Origin of the sequence: Bacillus cereus group sp. MYBK216-1, from assembly GCF_051916495.1 — a bacterium.
Lineage (GTDB): Bacteria > Bacillota > Bacilli > Bacillales > Bacillaceae_G > Bacillus_A > Bacillus_A thuringiensis_K.
This window is the reverse complement of record NZ_JBQAGT010000001.1, coordinates 1,019,903-1,035,310: the sequence shown is the minus strand read 5'-3', so window position 1 is coordinate 1,035,310 and position 15,408 is coordinate 1,019,903. Positions and strand designations below refer to the sequence as shown.

Sequence of the window (15,408 nt, the reverse complement as noted above, 5' to 3'; positions counted from 1 at the left end):
GAAATAGACTTGTAGACATTATTTTTTTTGTCGCACAAGCTCCACCTTCCTTCTCAATATAACGCTTACGAGGTTAGCTGTCGGATTCGGGCCTATGAGTAGCCCTACCTTTTTCAAGGATTCACCCCATCGGATTATGTACTAATCCGTAAAAACGGGTCCCCCGTACCATGCGGTTTCAGCGATTTAGAAAATTGAAACTGTGGATTATAATACTCCTTTATTTTCAAAAAGTAAACAAAAATTTTTAATAAGAAAAAAATTAAAATGATTGTGCATAATCCACTGAGAAATATACATAATGAATACTAAAAAATTCGCAAAGGAGACCCATATGTCTAAAGAAAAGAAGCCTATTTTTTCCGATTCATATTTAGATGCAGTAGTAAGTGAAATTAATCAGTTATATGGTAAACGTGAACAGGAAATAAATTTGACAGATAGAACGAAAAGAAATAAATAATTTGTCATACAAACAATAAAAAAGATAGCAATACACTTATATATTGCTATCTTTTTTATTTTTCATACATCTAATTCTATTACAGATCTATTAAAGGTCCTCTCTTCATACACCTTTAAATTTTGATATATAGTGCCTAATAATGGTGCCGCTATAGAAAATTGCTCTGCTACATCCAGTAAATATCCTTGCAAGTGCTTCCCTTCAATAAACGAACTCTTTTCCATATCACGTTGCATCGATGACTTCATATCATACGAAATTTTATCAATCGTTTTCATATGTTCCTGGGCAATATTTTCCTTTATTGGAGCTCCTAATACTCTCATGATTTGTACAGATTCCTCAAACACATTACGGATAAAATCACGGCCGCCTTCACTTTCACGGATTGGTCCAATTGGTGCACGCATTAACGTTGTCACACCTGACATTACAGTAATAAATAAATATTTATGCCACATATCCTGCGTAATATTTTCACTTAAAACAAAACTAGATTTCGTACCTGCAAATGCTTTAGAAATATGCTTTACTCTCTCTGAATTTTGAGACTTAATTTCTCCAAACACAAGTCTGTTGGCAGCGCTAGTTTGTACAATTTCTCCTTGATCGTTTAACGTCGTCTCGATAAAGCATAAACCGCCAATTACTTTTTCTTCGCCGAATTCTTTTTGTAATAGTGATAAATGAGCGATACCATTTAACAATGGAATGATTACAGTACCTTCGCCAACAAACGGCTTCAAATCTTGAATTGCCTCGTTTAAGTGATACGCTTTTGTTGAAAATAAAATGACATCAAATGGAGAAGTTCTCTCTTCCTTCGTTATTAATTTCGGTTGAAAGGAAAAATCCCCGTTAACACTTCGGATTACAAGTCCTCTTTCCTCTAATTGTTTTTTTCGTTTATTACGAACAAGAAATGTAACATCTTCTCCCTTTTCGACTAATCTGCCACCAAAAAATCCTCCGACTCCACCAGCGCCTAATACTAAAATCCGCATACAGCATCCCCCTCTTCAAAATACAATTTTATAACTTTTAGTATACATAACATTATACATGTCCTCTGCTAAATAAGCTGAATTTTCACTCTCAATCGAGTGTAAAACAGTGGTTATTTTCAAATAAATTTGGGCATGTTGTTTCTATAGCATATATGGAAAGGAAACAATGTAGATGGAGGCAATACAAGCAATTGAGGAAAAAGATGTAGCAACAGCTATATTTCAATTTATATTCCCGTTTTCGTTTAAAGCTGGATATGAACAAGAGATGTTCCCTTTCTTACAAAAAAACGATTTTCGTCCTTTTCGGCTCGATCATCTCGATGATGAAAATACATATTATGGGGAGTTTAAAGTTTCACATCAAAATATGGAAGCATACTATCTTTCATTTACCAATAAAATTCTCTTTCCTCACTCAGAGCATCAAAAGGGCTTGCAACGTTATTCAAAGGACCTTAACTTAACTGGACATTTAACAACAAACCTTACTTCAATCCAATTTAATATACACTCTATTGATGTAACACTTTGTCCTTATGAACTTGGCTTCTTAACAATTCGAACAGAAGTAAACACTGCTCCAAACATGAATTTATCTGAAGCAATCGAATTCGCTGCCCGCTTCCGTGTACTTGAAACTAAAAATGATACAAATGAGACTATTTGTATTGAATGTAACGGAAAAAAGTATTCCCAAGTTGAAAAATTCATTTTTGGTTATTTATTTCATGGCGTAACTGATTTCTTTGAAAAGAAGAGATTAAGAAGTTCATACTTTCAAACCTTCCCATTCTTTGAAGACCAAAGAATGTACGTTCAAACTTTATTGTCACTAAAAGAAGGTATGGAACTTAATGAAGTGGATGTTTATCGTACTTCTAGTCTTTCCGGATTAACAAGTGATGGTAAGCCATATGTGAGTGCAAATAACCTTCCTTACATTCATGACTATTTAAAAAAACACGCTTACCAGAGGTGGGCTCCAAATCGTTATTTCATAATGGAAGAACACATTTTTACATGTGTAACAAATGAAGGAGAACGCGAAATTGCTAAACTTGCTAGTCAAATGTATGGGGAATTTTATTACGCTTTATTATTAAATCTATTCCATAAAATTGTTTTATTAAAAATGGCAAACGCCTATGCTGAGCTAAATATTGAACAAGATACTAATGAAATAGAGAAATTAATTTATTCGATCAATTCGTTCACTGCTAATTATTTTTCTTTAGAATTAGTATCCCAATCACAGAGTGAAGATATTTTCTTCCGCTTAAGAAAACTTTTTAATATTGAGGTTCTATACTCGAACGCGAAACAAAATCTTGATAGTTTGTTTAAATATCAAGAAAACGTCGCCTCTAAAAAAGATAGCCTTTTATTATTAATTTTAACGCTCTACTCTGTAGTGGGCCAAATGTTAGGGTTTACTATGATTGACCTTTTAAGAAACACCGATTCAAACAAAATATCGTCACCTCTTGAATTTTTCGCTCTATTAATTGCGATTAGCGGTATTGTCATTTCACTTATTTTAGGAGCCCAAAGTTTATACCAATGGGGTCTACAACATAAACGAAGAAAAGCTTGGGTAAAACAAACTGTACTTTCTGCTGTGAGAGAGAAAGACGATAAGAAGTAAAGAAGATTATTTTTAAACTACAAATACGTAGTACAATTCAGTAAGTGAAATTTTTATCAGCGATTTTCAAATTATATCGGCGCAACTCGAAATATATCAGCGATTTTCAAATTATATCGACGCAAATCAAAATATATCAGCGATTATTTAAACATATCGACTTACCGACAAAAAACGACAAAAAAGAATCGAATATGAAAAAGGCTAATCCAAAATAAAATTTAGATTAGCCTTTTTCCTCTTACTTCCCTGCTTCGATTTGCTCTAATGCAGCAGCTACTTGCTCTTCCGTTAATTCATGTTGTATTACGTAGCGGTTACGTGGACTTACACGACATTCATGAGAACATGCACGTAAATATTTCGCTTCGTTTTCTTCAGAACATAAAATTTTCTTATTACATTCTGGATTTGAACAGTTTACATAGCGCTCACAAGGTTCACCTGTAAAGTGGTCTTTACCAACGATAACATGTTCTTTTTGGTTTACTGGTACAGCGATACGCTCATCGAACACGTAACATTGTCCATCCCAAAGCTCACCTTGTACCTCTGGATCTTTTCCGTACGTTACAATTCCGCCGTGAAGCTGACTTACATCTTCATAGCCTTCACGAACTAACCAACCAGAAAACTTCTCACAACGAATTCCGCCTGTACAATAAGTTAAAATCTTTTTACCTTCAAGTACTTCTTTATTTTCACGAATCCAATCTGGTAATTCACGGAATGATTCGATATCAGGTTTAATCGCACCTTTGAAGTGGCCTAAATCAAACTCATAATCATTTCGTGCATCAATGATAACTGTATCTTCTTGTTTCATTGCTTCATAAAAATCTTTTGGCTCTAAATACTTCCCAGTTATTTCGTGTGGGTTAATGTCATCTTCTAGACGAAGTGTAACTAACTCTGGACGAGGACGCACGTGCATTTTCTTGAATGCATGACCATCAGCTTCATCTATTTTAAATACGATACCGTCAAAACGTGGATCATTGTTCATTGCTTCCATGTATTTCTCTGTTTGTTCTACAGTTCCAGAACAAGTTCCGTTAATACCTTCTTTTGCTACAAGAATTCTTCCTTTTAATTCAAGTGAATTACAAAATGCTAAATGCTCTGCCGCGAATTCTTCTGGGTTTTCAATTGTTGTGTACATGTAATATAGTAATACTCTGTATGGTTTTGTAGTTGCCAATGTATTTCTACCACCTATCTAATTTTTAAAATCATGTATAAGTTAACGTTCATATCAAAACATATATAATAAGAAAATGAATCCCATTTTCTTTTCTTTATACTATTTTCTATCAGTTAACAAAAATAAAAAACAAGATTACACATCAAAACACTATGGTTATGTTGTAATCCCAATATATTATATATCATACAAATGCAATTCCATCAATTAATATGCTGGATTATCGGCTTTATGTTCACATAAATTTCAAAATTGACCCTTTAATTTATTATGTTTCCCTACGTCATCACACCATAAACTCCCAATTTATTTTACATTATCACACCATCCATTGCATAAAGGCATATAATTTGCATTAAGGAAACTTTTGTGTTCAAATGAAATTATCACATAACATATTTAAATGTATTGAAATAATGAGTAAGAATACATACAATAATTTCATCAAGTTAACATTTTAAAGGGGAAAACTACTATGAATAAAGATATAACAAAAGATGAACATCTCCCTTCTGAAAGTACAACTGTACAATCAGCTCACTTAGCTTTAAGTGGAGAAACAAAAGGTTGGAAAAGACTGTTACCATTTTTAGGACCCGCTTTTATCGCATCCGTTGCTTATATTGACCCTGGCAACTTTGCTACAAATATCGCAGCTGGTTCACAATATGGATATTTACTATTATGGGTTATACTCGCTTCTAACTTAATGGCTGTATTAATCCAAACTTTATCAGCTAAATTAGGAATTGCTACAGGAAACAATTTACCCGAAATAGCTCGTGAAAACTTTCCAAAGCCTGTGTCTATCGGTTTATGGATACAAGGTGAACTAGTTATTATGGCTACAGATTTAGCGGAATTTATTGGAGCTGCTTTGGGGCTTTACTTACTATTTGGAATCCCGATGCTACCTGCCGCTTTAATTACTGCAGCCGGATCATTTATTATTCTTGAGTTTCAACGTAGAGGATTTCGTCCACTAGAAGCTATTATTACAGGAATGATTTTCATTGTAGTAATCGCTTTTGGAATTCAAGTTTTTTATGCAAAACCAGAATTAAGTCCCCTTCTTTCAGGACTATTTATTCCAAGATTCCAAGGTGTAGATAGTATATTACTTGCAGCAGGGATTTTAGGTGCGACAGTTATGCCGCATGCAATCTATTTACATTCCGCCTTAACGCAGCGGCGCGTAGTCGGAACAAATGATGAACAAAAGAAAAAGATTTTCCGCTTCGAGTTTATCGATATTATTATTGCAATGGTTATTGCTGGAGCAATTAATGCAAGTATGTTAATTGTAGCAGCTGCTCTATTCTTTAAAAACGGCTTGCACGTTGAAGATTTAGATGTTGCTTACACTCAATTTACCAATTTAGTAGGTCCTGTATCGGCTGCATTATTTGGGATTGGACTTTTATCAGCAGGACTATCTAGCTCTTCTGTCGGTACAATGTCGGGTGATATTATTATGCAAGGTTTCATTCGAATGCATATTCCGTTATATTTACGCCGATTTATTACAATGATTCCACCATTAGTTATTATCGCTTTAGGTGTAAATCCAACTTACGCTCTCGTTATGAGCCAAGTCGTCTTATCATTCGGTATTGCATTTGCATTAGTACCACTTATTATGTTTACAAGTAATAAAAAGATAATGGGTGCACTCGTTAACCACCGCATAACAACATTTATCGCATGGATAATTGCTATACTTGTTATCATTTTAAATATTTTCTTACTGTATCAAACTTTTGTAGGGTAATGAAAAAGGGTATTCCAATTTTAATTTGGAATACCCTTTTTGGATGAAATGATTTTCTTCTAGTTACCACTTATGTATGTCCCTCTTTCCGGCATCATGATACCATTTTCAGTTCGAAAGTAAAGTGGCAATCCTTCCGCAAAAAACATACTTACCTTGGACGGATCTTGCCTTTGATGATGAATATGTAAATGCGGCTCACTTGAACTTCCTGAGTTACCGACTTGAGCAAGAACCTCTCCTTCATTTACATGTTGTCCTTCCCTCACTTTAATTGATCCTTTCTTTAAATGGGCCAGAACCATAAATGTCCCTGATTCATCTAGTCGTAAATAAATATGATTACCCGCCATTGACTGAAAATCATCCTCTCCTGGAACTACATCTTTTTCATCATTATTGATAGATACAACTGTTCCAGAAGCTGGTGCCATTACTTCCGCTCCATATATTCCATAATCCTCTAACTTACTACTTTTCACTTCAGCAGGTGGAATAAGAACATCATATGCCCAGCGTTCATTTGGTTTTATAACATGATAGTTCGTTTCTAATCGATCACCACCCCATCCCACTAATGCTCGTTCATTCAAAGGAAAGCGAACTACTGCTTTAGGATTCATAGAATGTACATCTGCTGGATAAGCAAGTCCTCCTATGTTAGCAAACCACCCTAAAGGCCAAGCTCCAATTATAGAGAAAAGAACGATGAAGAGTAGCGCTCTATCTATTCGCTTTCTGAAAATCCCTTTCCACACAAATAGTAAAACTGATCCTATCAAAATAAAGAGTGATACTATGCTAAAGGCTTGTATACTCCACCAAAAAATGACTGATATAACGCCTTTAGCTACATAAACTAAGATCCAACTTATAATTAAAAAAGAAACTATAATCACTAATAAAAATTTCTTCCACATGTCGCATCCCTACTCTCATATCCTTTTTCTCAATGATACAAAGTAAAAATTACGACATATAAAAGAAGTACTTACGACTTTCTTACTTTTTTATACTGCGGTAATTTCACAGTGAAAACTGTTTCTTTATCGTTACTACGTACAGTTAGATCCCCTTGATGGAGCTCGGCTATACTTTTTGAAATTGCAAGCCCCATTCCTTTCCCACCAGTATAAGAACTACGTGATTTTTCACTACGATAAAATTTCTCAAAAACGTAAGGAAGGTCCTCTTCCGGAATACATTGTCCAAAATTTTTAATTTCTACTTCAACATTCATTGTTTTATTGGAAATTCCAATTGCAATTTCCTTTCCATCTTTTCCATACATAATACTATTACCTATTATATTTTCAAATAGTCTCACTATAAGTGCCACATCAACTTCTACATACAGCACTTCATCACTTTTAATATAAAAGCTCATATTAGCATCATCTAATTGTGGTACAAAGCCAATCATGATTTGTTCAATTAATGCTTTCATATCTACTTCATCTTTATGTAATTCAATCTCTCTATAATTTATTTGACAGTATTCTAATAAATCATCTACTTGATGTTTTAATTCATAACTTTTTCGCTTTAATATACTTACATACTGTTCACATTCTTCTCCATTCGAATGGAGTTTATTTCCTAACAGGTCCGCATAACCGATTAAAGATGTTACTGGCGTTCGTAAATCATGAGAAATATTACTAATCATTTCATTTTTCATTTCCTGTGATTTTTTTTCATTCTCGATAGACTCTTTTAAACTTTTGACCATTCTATTTACATTCGTCGCTAATTCACCAATCTCGTCATTTTTTGAAATAGGTATATGTACTTCAAAATTACCATTACTTATTTCCTTCACGTTCTTATTAATTTCAGACAATCTTTTCATCATTGTTTTTATCATACATGCAAAGTATGTCGTAGTAAAAATCAAAAAAACTATAAAGTATAAAAATGAATATTTTTCTTCTAACGCATTAACATGACTATATATATTTCCAACTAAAATTTGAAGCACTATTATACTTACAGTCGCTAACAAGATGCTACATATGAAAGCTAAAAAAAATTTCGCCCTAATACCCTGTAAAGATCTAATCTTCAATTTTATATCCGACTCCCCAAACATTTTGTATAAACTTCGGTTCTTTTGGATTCTCTTCAATTTTATTTCTTAATCTTGCAATATGAACCATTACTGTATTATTACTTTCATAGGCCCTTTCTTTCCAAACGCTCTCATATATTTCTTCAATAGTAAATACACGATTCTTTACAGCGGCCATTAAGTACAAAATATCATATTCAGTTCTCGTAAGATTGATTGTTTCTCCATATAACATTACAGTTCTAGACACTTCATCTATTTCTAAACCTCTAATGTTTATTTTCTTTTCTATTTCTTGGGCAGCATTTTGATTGAAATATGTATACCTTCTTAATTGAGCTTTCACTCTCGCTATAAATTCAATTGTACTGAACGGCTTCACAATATAATCATCTGCTCCAGTACTAAATCCTATTACCTTATCTACGTCCGATGATTTTGCGCTTAAAAACATAATTGGTAAACTATGTTTCTCTCTAATCCTTCTACACAATTCTATTCCATCCATTTGTGGCATCATAATATCCAAAATAGCAAGTTGAATTCTGTTATTATTTATTATTTCTAAAGCCTCTTCTCCATTATGAGCACTAAAAACTTTAAAACCTTCTTGCATTAAATTTACGTTCACAAATCGAACAATATCTTGATCATCATCTACAATTAAAATTGGATTTTTCTCCATATACAAACCTCTTTTTGAAATATATTCCACAATCAATTTTATCATAAATTAAAACCGTACTTCTCACTTGAATAATCTTTATTTTCAGACTAGATTATATAATAAAAACACATTCTAGTTTCAGAAGAAATGGAGTGAAAGCATGTTTCCTATATTGAAAACCGACCGACTCATTTTACGAGAACTTAAAGAAGAAGATGCACCGAGTATACTACAATGCTTTTCTAATACTGACGTACTGCGTTATTATGGCCAAAAATCATTACAGGATCTTGATCAAGTGAGACAAATTATTCATAACTTTAAGCTGAGTTACAATGCAAGAAGCGGTATAAAGTGGGGAATTGAATTAAAAGGCAAGAAAGAACTCATCGGAACAATCGGATTTCACGATTGGTCTTCTGAGCATAAACGAGCCAATATAAGCTATGCCTTCCTCCCTGAACACTGGGGAAAAGGATATGCGACGGAAGCTGTTTCTGAAGTTATATCGTACGGTTTCCACACACTTCATTTAAAACGGATCGGAGCAATTGTATTTCTTGAAAATGAAGCTTCAAATAAGGTGCTATTAAAATTAGGATTTGAAAAAGAAGGAGTTCTAAAAAATTATATGTATCAAGATGATATCCCCTATGACACGAATTTTTATTCTTTATTAAAATCGGTTTAATAGAATTCATGTGTAAAAAACCTTACTTTTAAAAAGTAAGGTTTTTTGTATTTATTCATTAGCAATATAAGCATTCTTATAAGTATAAATACCACCAAATTGGTGCTTCTCAATTCCTTTTACATAATCCTTTTGTACATATGCTGAGCCAATATGATAGAGTGGAGCTACAGCTGAATCTTCTAATAATACCTGCTCAGCTTCTAGCAATGCTCCCCATCGTTTCTCTGGTTCTAGTACAAAATCAGTTTTCGCTTTCTTCATTAATTCATCGTAATGAGAATTAGAGTAATTCATTTTGTTATTTAGATTACCCGTCGTAAATATCTCTAAGTAACTAATTGGGTCTTTATAGTCAGGTCCCCAATTTGCCATAGTTATATCGTAATCACCTGTTTGTTCTAACTGTAATTTTTGCTTAAATGGCTGTTGTTTAATTTGTATCGCGAGTCCTTGCAAATTCTTTTCTAAATCACCTTTTATATATTCTGCCATCCGTTTTGCATTATCTTGTTCAAACGTTAAAAACTCGAGGTTTACTTGCTCTACTCCAAGTTCTTTTTTCGCTTCTTCCCAAAGCTTTTTAGCATTTTGCAAATCATATGAGGAAATATCGCCGTTTTCTTTTCTAAAATCTTTACCAGTCACTTCATTTACATGACCAACTGGTACAAGTCCACTTGCAGGTTTTGCTCCGTTATTAATAAAGTGAGCAACGAAATCATCTTTATTTAACGCTAATGAAATAGATTGACGCACCTTTTTATTTGCTAACGCGGTATTTTTTTCATTAAAACGAAGCATAGCAATTCCAGGATCACTCGACATATGTAATTCCTTATTCCCTTTATACTTGTCTACAACTTGCGAATTAATAGGTACTCGATCCAAATCTCCGGCTTCATATAAATTTACAGCTGTCATTGTATCCTTTACGATATGAAAGTTTATTTCGTCTAATTTCACTTTCTTTCGATCCCAATATGTAGCATTCTTCTTTAATTGAAACTCTTGTTCATGCTTCCATTTCTCTAATACAAATGGACCGTTATATATGAGATTACTAGGTTCCAATGCATAATTGTTTCCTTGTTCTTTCAAAAATGATTCATGCTGTGGTAAGTATATAGGTAGTGCTAACAACTGTAAAAAATACGGAACTGGCTGTTCGAGTTCAACTTCTAACTTATAATCATTTATAACCGTAACTCCAAGTTCATCTAGAGATATTGCTCCCTTATTAATCTCTTTCGCATTTTTCACATAAAAGAGCATAAACGCATATTGAGATGCTGTTTCAGGGTTAATTGCACGTTTCCACGCAAACATAAAATCGTTTGCTGTTACACTGTCTCCATTTGACCATTTTGCATCTTTACGCAAGTCAAATGTATATTTCTTACCATCTTCACTCCTTTTAAACGATTTTGCTATGGCTGGAGTAGGCTGATCTTGATCATTTAATACATATAACCCTTCAAATATATTCTGCATAACGTGTGCTGATGTACCATCCATCGTTTTAGCAGTGTCCAGAGAAGGAATTTCTTCTGATACTGTTACATTTAACACTTGTTTTTTAACCTCTGTATCACTTTTATTTGCTTTATTATTACAAGCTGTTAATAATAAAGATGTAACAAGTGCCATTACCATTAAATGGATCTTTTTTCGCTTCATGAGTTGTTCTCCTTAAATATAAAATATTATAAAGCGTAATATATTATAGCAGAAATAATAACAGAAAGATGCGACATTCTTTTGAATATTTATTCGTTCAAGAAAAAAGCTATCCTTTTAAAGGATAGCTTTTTTCAACTGCCACATAATTATCTATCTTTGCAAACCTCGTTTATAACGACTTGCTTCAAATATAATACGCTCTTCATCTAACGTTTTACATTCGCCATTCCAAACGACACGGTTTCCATTAATAATGACATCGCTAATATCTTTTCCACTGGCAGCATATACAAGATGCGATAACACTTCATCTGCTGGTTGTAAATGCGGCTTATTAGATGGGTCAATCGTAATAAAATCGGCACACTTTCCAACCTCAAGTAATCCTGTTTGTTTCATGCCGATTACTTCAGCAGCTCCTTTAGTCGCAAGTGTAAGAGCTGTTTCAACTGGTAACGCTGTTGCATCTTGGTGAATACCTTTTTGTAGTAAAGTCGCTATGCGCATTTCTTCAAACATGTCTAAATTATTGTTAGATGCAACACTATCTGTTGCAATTCCTACTTTTATTCCTGCTTCTAGCATCGCTTTTACATTCGCTATACCAGAACCTAGTTTTAAATTACTATTCGGATTATGAGCTACTCGAACGTCATGTTCTGCTAAAAATGCACGCTCATCATCATTTAATACTACACCGTGTGCAATAACTGTTGGGCGTTTAAACAATCCGCAGCTCGCTGCATATTCTACTGGACGTTTTCCGTATTGCGCTTCAATATCACGTACTTCACGGTCTGTTTCAGAAAGGTGGATATGAACCATCGTTTGATTCTCTACTGCAATCCGTGCGCACTCTTCTAACAATTCTGTACTACATGTATATGGACTATGTGGTGCAACCATCGTAGTTAACATGCCACTTTCGTTATAGTAACGCTTCACATATTTCTCAGCTTCTTCAATCGCTTTCTTTTCATCGTCTTTCGTTCCGAAGCTAAATAAAGTCCTTGAAACAGCAGCTCGCATCCCGCTCCTTGATACCGTTTCCATAATTGCATCTTGATCTACTCCAATTGGATTAAACATGTCAGAGAATGATGTTGTACCACTTTTCACCATTTCAAGTAATCCTAGTTCCGTACTAGCGACCGCAATTTGGGGAGTAAATTGACTTTCCAGTGGCCAAATTCTCGTCTCAAGCCATGGTTGTAATAGCATATCATCTCCAATACCTCTTAGGAGACTCATTACAACGTGTGTATGTGTATTTACAAGCCCTGGTAAAACCCATTTTCCTTTCATGTCAATTACTTCATCTACTTCAAAATCATTAGCGAATTCTCCGCTCTTTACATCTATAATTTGATCATTTTCTACAATGATATATCCATTTTCTATCACTTCGTTTTGTTCATTCATCGTTACAATTGTAGCGTTTACATAAGTTGTTTTCAAAAGTATTTCCCCTTTCAACTCTATGAAGTTCCCTTTAATAAGTTACCACCATTATAGTAACTTATTAAAGATTAAGAGTCAAAAGATAATTTTAATTCTTTTGTTATTTTTCCCTTCAAAATGCTATATTGCTTTTCATTTGTATCTGCAAATGCTTCTTCCCGATTTGATTCCACATCCAAATAATTCAGGTTTTCATTGAATTGAACCTCTGTAAAATCAAACCTCTGCCCATCTATAAAGTTATAAAAATGCCACACGCTCCCTATTTTTGTCTTTTTAATTTTCCCTCCGTATATGTCTTGAACGACTAGAGCTGTAACACCACATTGTCCCTTTGCTGGATTTTCAATTGTCCACTTTGAGCTTGTTTCAATCGACCACGATCTTATTAGTGCTTCATATATTTGCTTTCTCTTTACATGATCCATTCTCAGCTTCTCCTACTATTAATTGTTTTACACATCATATTTCAAAAGGGGCAGTAAACGATTCTTAAAAACAGTTGATGGTGTTTCTCCGATTAACTGTGCTCCCATTTTCAGGTAATATCCTTTTGCATTCGGATCACTATCAATCGTAAAACTTTTTAAACCTAGTTCATTTGCTTTTTCTATTACATACTCCCAAAGTATTTTCCCGTAGCCTTTCCCTTTGTATCGGGGATGAATGTACAGGAAATCGAGAGCTTTATCATTACGTAAAAATGAGAAAAAACCAATCTTCGTATTATCGTTTTCTAAAACATATACAAAGTTATTTTTTATGTACTCTTCTGTAATTGTTAAATCTTCCTTACAAGCAAGTATGAATTCTTCACTATAATTCCACGTTGCTTTTGAGTGTAGTGCGAGTTCACTCAATTCATTTGCTTCACTTAATAACGCTTTTCTTATCTTCATGATTCTTTCTCCTCACCTTCGATATATACACTATAAAATGATTCGAAAATTAATTTAAAAAACCTCTTATTTCCGTAAATAAGAGATTACTTTTATAATTCTTCATAATAGATAATAATTTTTTAAAAGAAAAAAACGCCATTCCTGAAAATTGGCGTTCTTTTCTTTCAATCTTTATAGCATATTATTCTAAGAATCATTCTTATATTTCTATACAGTTTCTACTACCGCTTCAAGCATTGTTCCATTTTTAGCATAATTCGTATGCCAAGAAAAAGCTTTTTCTAAAATATGAGGAGTTTGTCCACCTCTTGTTTTTGCTTCTTCGTAATAAGCACGTAGTTGATCACGATACATTGGATGTGCGCAATTCTCAATAATAAGTTCCACTCTTTCTCTTGGCGCAAGTCCCCTTAAGTCGGCATACCCCTGTTCAGTGACAATAACATCTACATCATGTTCAGTATGGTCTACATGCGAAACGAAAGGAACGATACTTGAAATGTTACCACCTTTTGCAATCGATTTCGTAACAAAGATAGCTAGGCGTGCATTTCTCGCAAAATCACCAGAACCACCAATACCATTCATCATTTTTGTACCTAAAACGTGAGTAGAGTTAACATTTCCGTATATATCTAATTCTAAAGCCGTATTAATTGAGATTAATCCAAGGCGACGAATGATTTCAGGATGATTGGAAATCTCTTGTGGACGCATCATTAATTTGTCACGATATTTTTCAAAGTTAGAAAATACTTGTTGCATTTTCTCTTCAGAAAGCGTGATAGAACAACAAGAAGCAAAATTGACTTTTCCAGCATCCATAAGATCAAAAACTGCATCTTGTAAAACCTCGGAATATACTTCTAAATCTTCAAATTCTGAATCTAACACTCCGTGCAATACGGCGTTAGCCACTGAACCAATTCCTGATTGTAACGGCGCTAAACGATTTGTTAATCGGCCTACTTTGACTTCTTCTCGAAGGAATTCTATTAAATGCTGTGCCATAATAACAGTTTCTTCATCCGGAGGAACAATTGTCGATGGCGAATCCAATTGATTCGTAAACACAATTCCCTTCACTTTTTCAGGATCAATTGGAATACCGATTGTTCCAATTCGGTCATCTGTTTTCACAAGCGGAATTGGAAGTCTCTCCCCTTGTTTACCTGGTTCATATAGATCGTGTAGCCCCTCTAATTGCGCGGATTGAGCCATATTCATTTCAATAATAATAGACTTAGCATTTAAGGAAAACGCTAAGGAATTTCCAATTGAAGTGGTTGGAATAATCATTCCGTCCTCTGTAATCGCAACCGCTTCCAAAATAGCAAAATCTATATCCAGAACGTCTGCGCGGAGTAACTCTGCTGTATGAGACAAGTGTTGATCCACAAATAAAAAGTCTCCGTTATTAATTCCTTTTCGCATAGTCGCGTCAGCTTGGAAAGGTAATCTTTTCCCTAAAATTCCTGCCTCAGCAAATAATTTGTCTACATCCGAGCCTAAAGAAGCCCCAGTATAAACATTTACTTTAAAAGATTCATCATTCTTAACTCGGTTTACAAGCGCAAATGGGACTGCTTTTACATCACCTGCACGTGTAAACCCACTTAAGCCTAAAGTCATTCCACTTTGAATCCAAGAAGCTGCTTCTTCAGGTGTAACTACCCGATCTTTTAGACGTTGATCTCTGATTCTATCTAAATTATTCTCCATATGTAATCCCTCTCTCATTGAATATTCATAATTATTTTACACATTAACACTATCAAAATAGGGATTTTAGTATACAATGCCGAAAATTCAGACAGAACAGCAAATCTAGGTTCTA

General features: G+C 34.1%; 14 protein-coding genes and 1 riboswitch. Of the genes, 4 read left to right on the top strand and 10 right to left on the bottom strand.

Translation table 11 applies throughout. From position 1 onward, the window contains the following. Positions 1 to 47: 47 nt before the first annotated feature. Positions 48 to 194: riboswitch (cyclic di-AMP (ydaO/yuaA leader) on the bottom strand. A gap of 140 nt (positions 195 to 334) precedes the next feature. Continuing rightward, positions 335 to 463: a hypothetical protein gene (locus tag ACTFRH_RS05490; RefSeq protein ID WP_000031874.1), complete on the top strand. Its 129-nt coding sequence runs from the start codon at positions 335 to 337 to the stop codon at positions 461 to 463. 62 nt (positions 464 to 525) lie between these two features. Here ACTFRH_RS05490 and panE read toward each other — a convergent pair whose 3' ends face one another. Continuing rightward, on the bottom strand, positions 526 to 1,470 hold the full coding sequence (gene panE, locus ACTFRH_RS05485; RefSeq protein ID WP_001221872.1) for a 2-dehydropantoate 2-reductase: 945 nt from the start codon (positions 1,468 to 1,470) through the stop codon (positions 526 to 528). Between the two features lie 175 nt (positions 1,471 to 1,645). Here panE and ACTFRH_RS05480 point away from each other — a divergent pair, with 175 nt between their 5' ends. Then, positions 1,646 to 3,121: a hypothetical protein gene (locus tag ACTFRH_RS05480; RefSeq protein WP_000387417.1), complete on the top strand. Its 1,476-nt coding sequence runs from the start codon at positions 1,646 to 1,648 to the stop codon at positions 3,119 to 3,121. Positions 3,122 to 3,362: 241 nt separating this feature from the next. Here ACTFRH_RS05480 and trhO read toward each other — a convergent pair whose 3' ends face one another. Further along, the gene (gene trhO, locus ACTFRH_RS05475; protein WP_000246214.1) at positions 3,363 to 4,322 is read right to left on the bottom strand and encodes an oxygen-dependent tRNA uridine(34) hydroxylase TrhO; all 960 of its coding nucleotides are present in this window, start codon (positions 4,320 to 4,322) and stop codon (positions 3,363 to 3,365) included. A gap of 478 nt (positions 4,323 to 4,800) precedes the next feature. Between trhO and ACTFRH_RS05470 the strand changes: the two genes are divergently transcribed. Continuing rightward, positions 4,801 to 6,096, top strand: a complete 1,296-nt coding sequence (locus ACTFRH_RS05470; protein ID WP_001030680.1) for an Nramp family divalent metal transporter — start codon at positions 4,801 to 4,803, stop codon at positions 6,094 to 6,096. A gap of 59 nt (positions 6,097 to 6,155) precedes the next feature. On the opposite strand, the gene ACTFRH_RS05465 is transcribed toward ACTFRH_RS05470, so the two are convergent. The 3 genes from ACTFRH_RS05465 to ACTFRH_RS05455 form a co-directional block, all read right to left on the bottom strand. Then, a complete protein-coding gene (locus tag ACTFRH_RS05465; RefSeq protein ID WP_000265529.1) occupies positions 6,156 to 7,016 on the bottom strand; it encodes a M23 family metallopeptidase in 861 nt (286 codons plus the stop codon). A 71-nt stretch (positions 7,017 to 7,087) separates the two neighbouring features. Further along, complete coding sequence (locus ACTFRH_RS05460; protein ID WP_157464234.1) at positions 7,088 to 8,188, bottom strand: sensor histidine kinase; 1,101 nt, start codon at positions 8,186 to 8,188, stop codon at positions 7,088 to 7,090. Next, positions 8,154 to 8,852, bottom strand: coding sequence for a response regulator transcription factor (locus ACTFRH_RS05455; protein ID WP_000414476.1), 699 nt, complete (start codon positions 8,850 to 8,852; stop codon positions 8,154 to 8,156). Before ACTFRH_RS05455 ends, ACTFRH_RS05460 begins: the two co-directional genes overlap by 35 nt. A gap of 142 nt (positions 8,853 to 8,994) precedes the next feature. On the opposite strand from ACTFRH_RS05455, the gene ACTFRH_RS05450 reads away from it, so the two are divergent. Next, a complete protein-coding gene (locus ACTFRH_RS05450) occupies positions 8,995 to 9,525 on the top strand; it encodes a GNAT family N-acetyltransferase (protein ID WP_000483963.1) in 531 nt (176 codons plus the stop codon). Between the two features lie 51 nt (positions 9,526 to 9,576). On the opposite strand, the gene ACTFRH_RS05445 is transcribed toward ACTFRH_RS05450, so the two are convergent. From ACTFRH_RS05445 to ACTFRH_RS05425, 5 genes are all read right to left on the bottom strand, one after another. After that, positions 9,577 to 11,205, bottom strand: a complete 1,629-nt coding sequence (locus ACTFRH_RS05445) for a peptide ABC transporter substrate-binding protein (protein WP_000823422.1) — start codon at positions 11,203 to 11,205, stop codon at positions 9,577 to 9,579. Between the two features lie 153 nt (positions 11,206 to 11,358). After that, on the bottom strand, positions 11,359 to 12,684 hold the full coding sequence (locus tag ACTFRH_RS05440) for a bifunctional S-methyl-5'-thioadenosine deaminase/S-adenosylhomocysteine deaminase (RefSeq protein ID WP_003300808.1): 1,326 nt from the start codon (positions 12,682 to 12,684) through the stop codon (positions 11,359 to 11,361). Positions 12,685 to 12,737: 53 nt separating this feature from the next. Continuing rightward, the gene (locus ACTFRH_RS05435) at positions 12,738 to 13,097 is read right to left on the bottom strand and encodes a YunG family protein (protein WP_000350133.1); all 360 of its coding nucleotides are present in this window, start codon (positions 13,095 to 13,097) and stop codon (positions 12,738 to 12,740) included. 27 nt (positions 13,098 to 13,124) lie between these two features. Next, positions 13,125 to 13,568 (bottom strand): GNAT family N-acetyltransferase, encoded by a 444-nt coding sequence (locus tag ACTFRH_RS05430; protein WP_000702233.1) that lies wholly within the window; start codon positions 13,566 to 13,568, stop codon positions 13,125 to 13,127. A 210-nt stretch (positions 13,569 to 13,778) separates the two neighbouring features. Continuing rightward, positions 13,779 to 15,293: an acetyl-CoA hydrolase/transferase family protein gene (locus ACTFRH_RS05425; protein ID WP_000429816.1), complete on the bottom strand. Its 1,515-nt coding sequence runs from the start codon at positions 15,291 to 15,293 to the stop codon at positions 13,779 to 13,781. Positions 15,294 to 15,408: the final 115 nt, after the last annotated feature.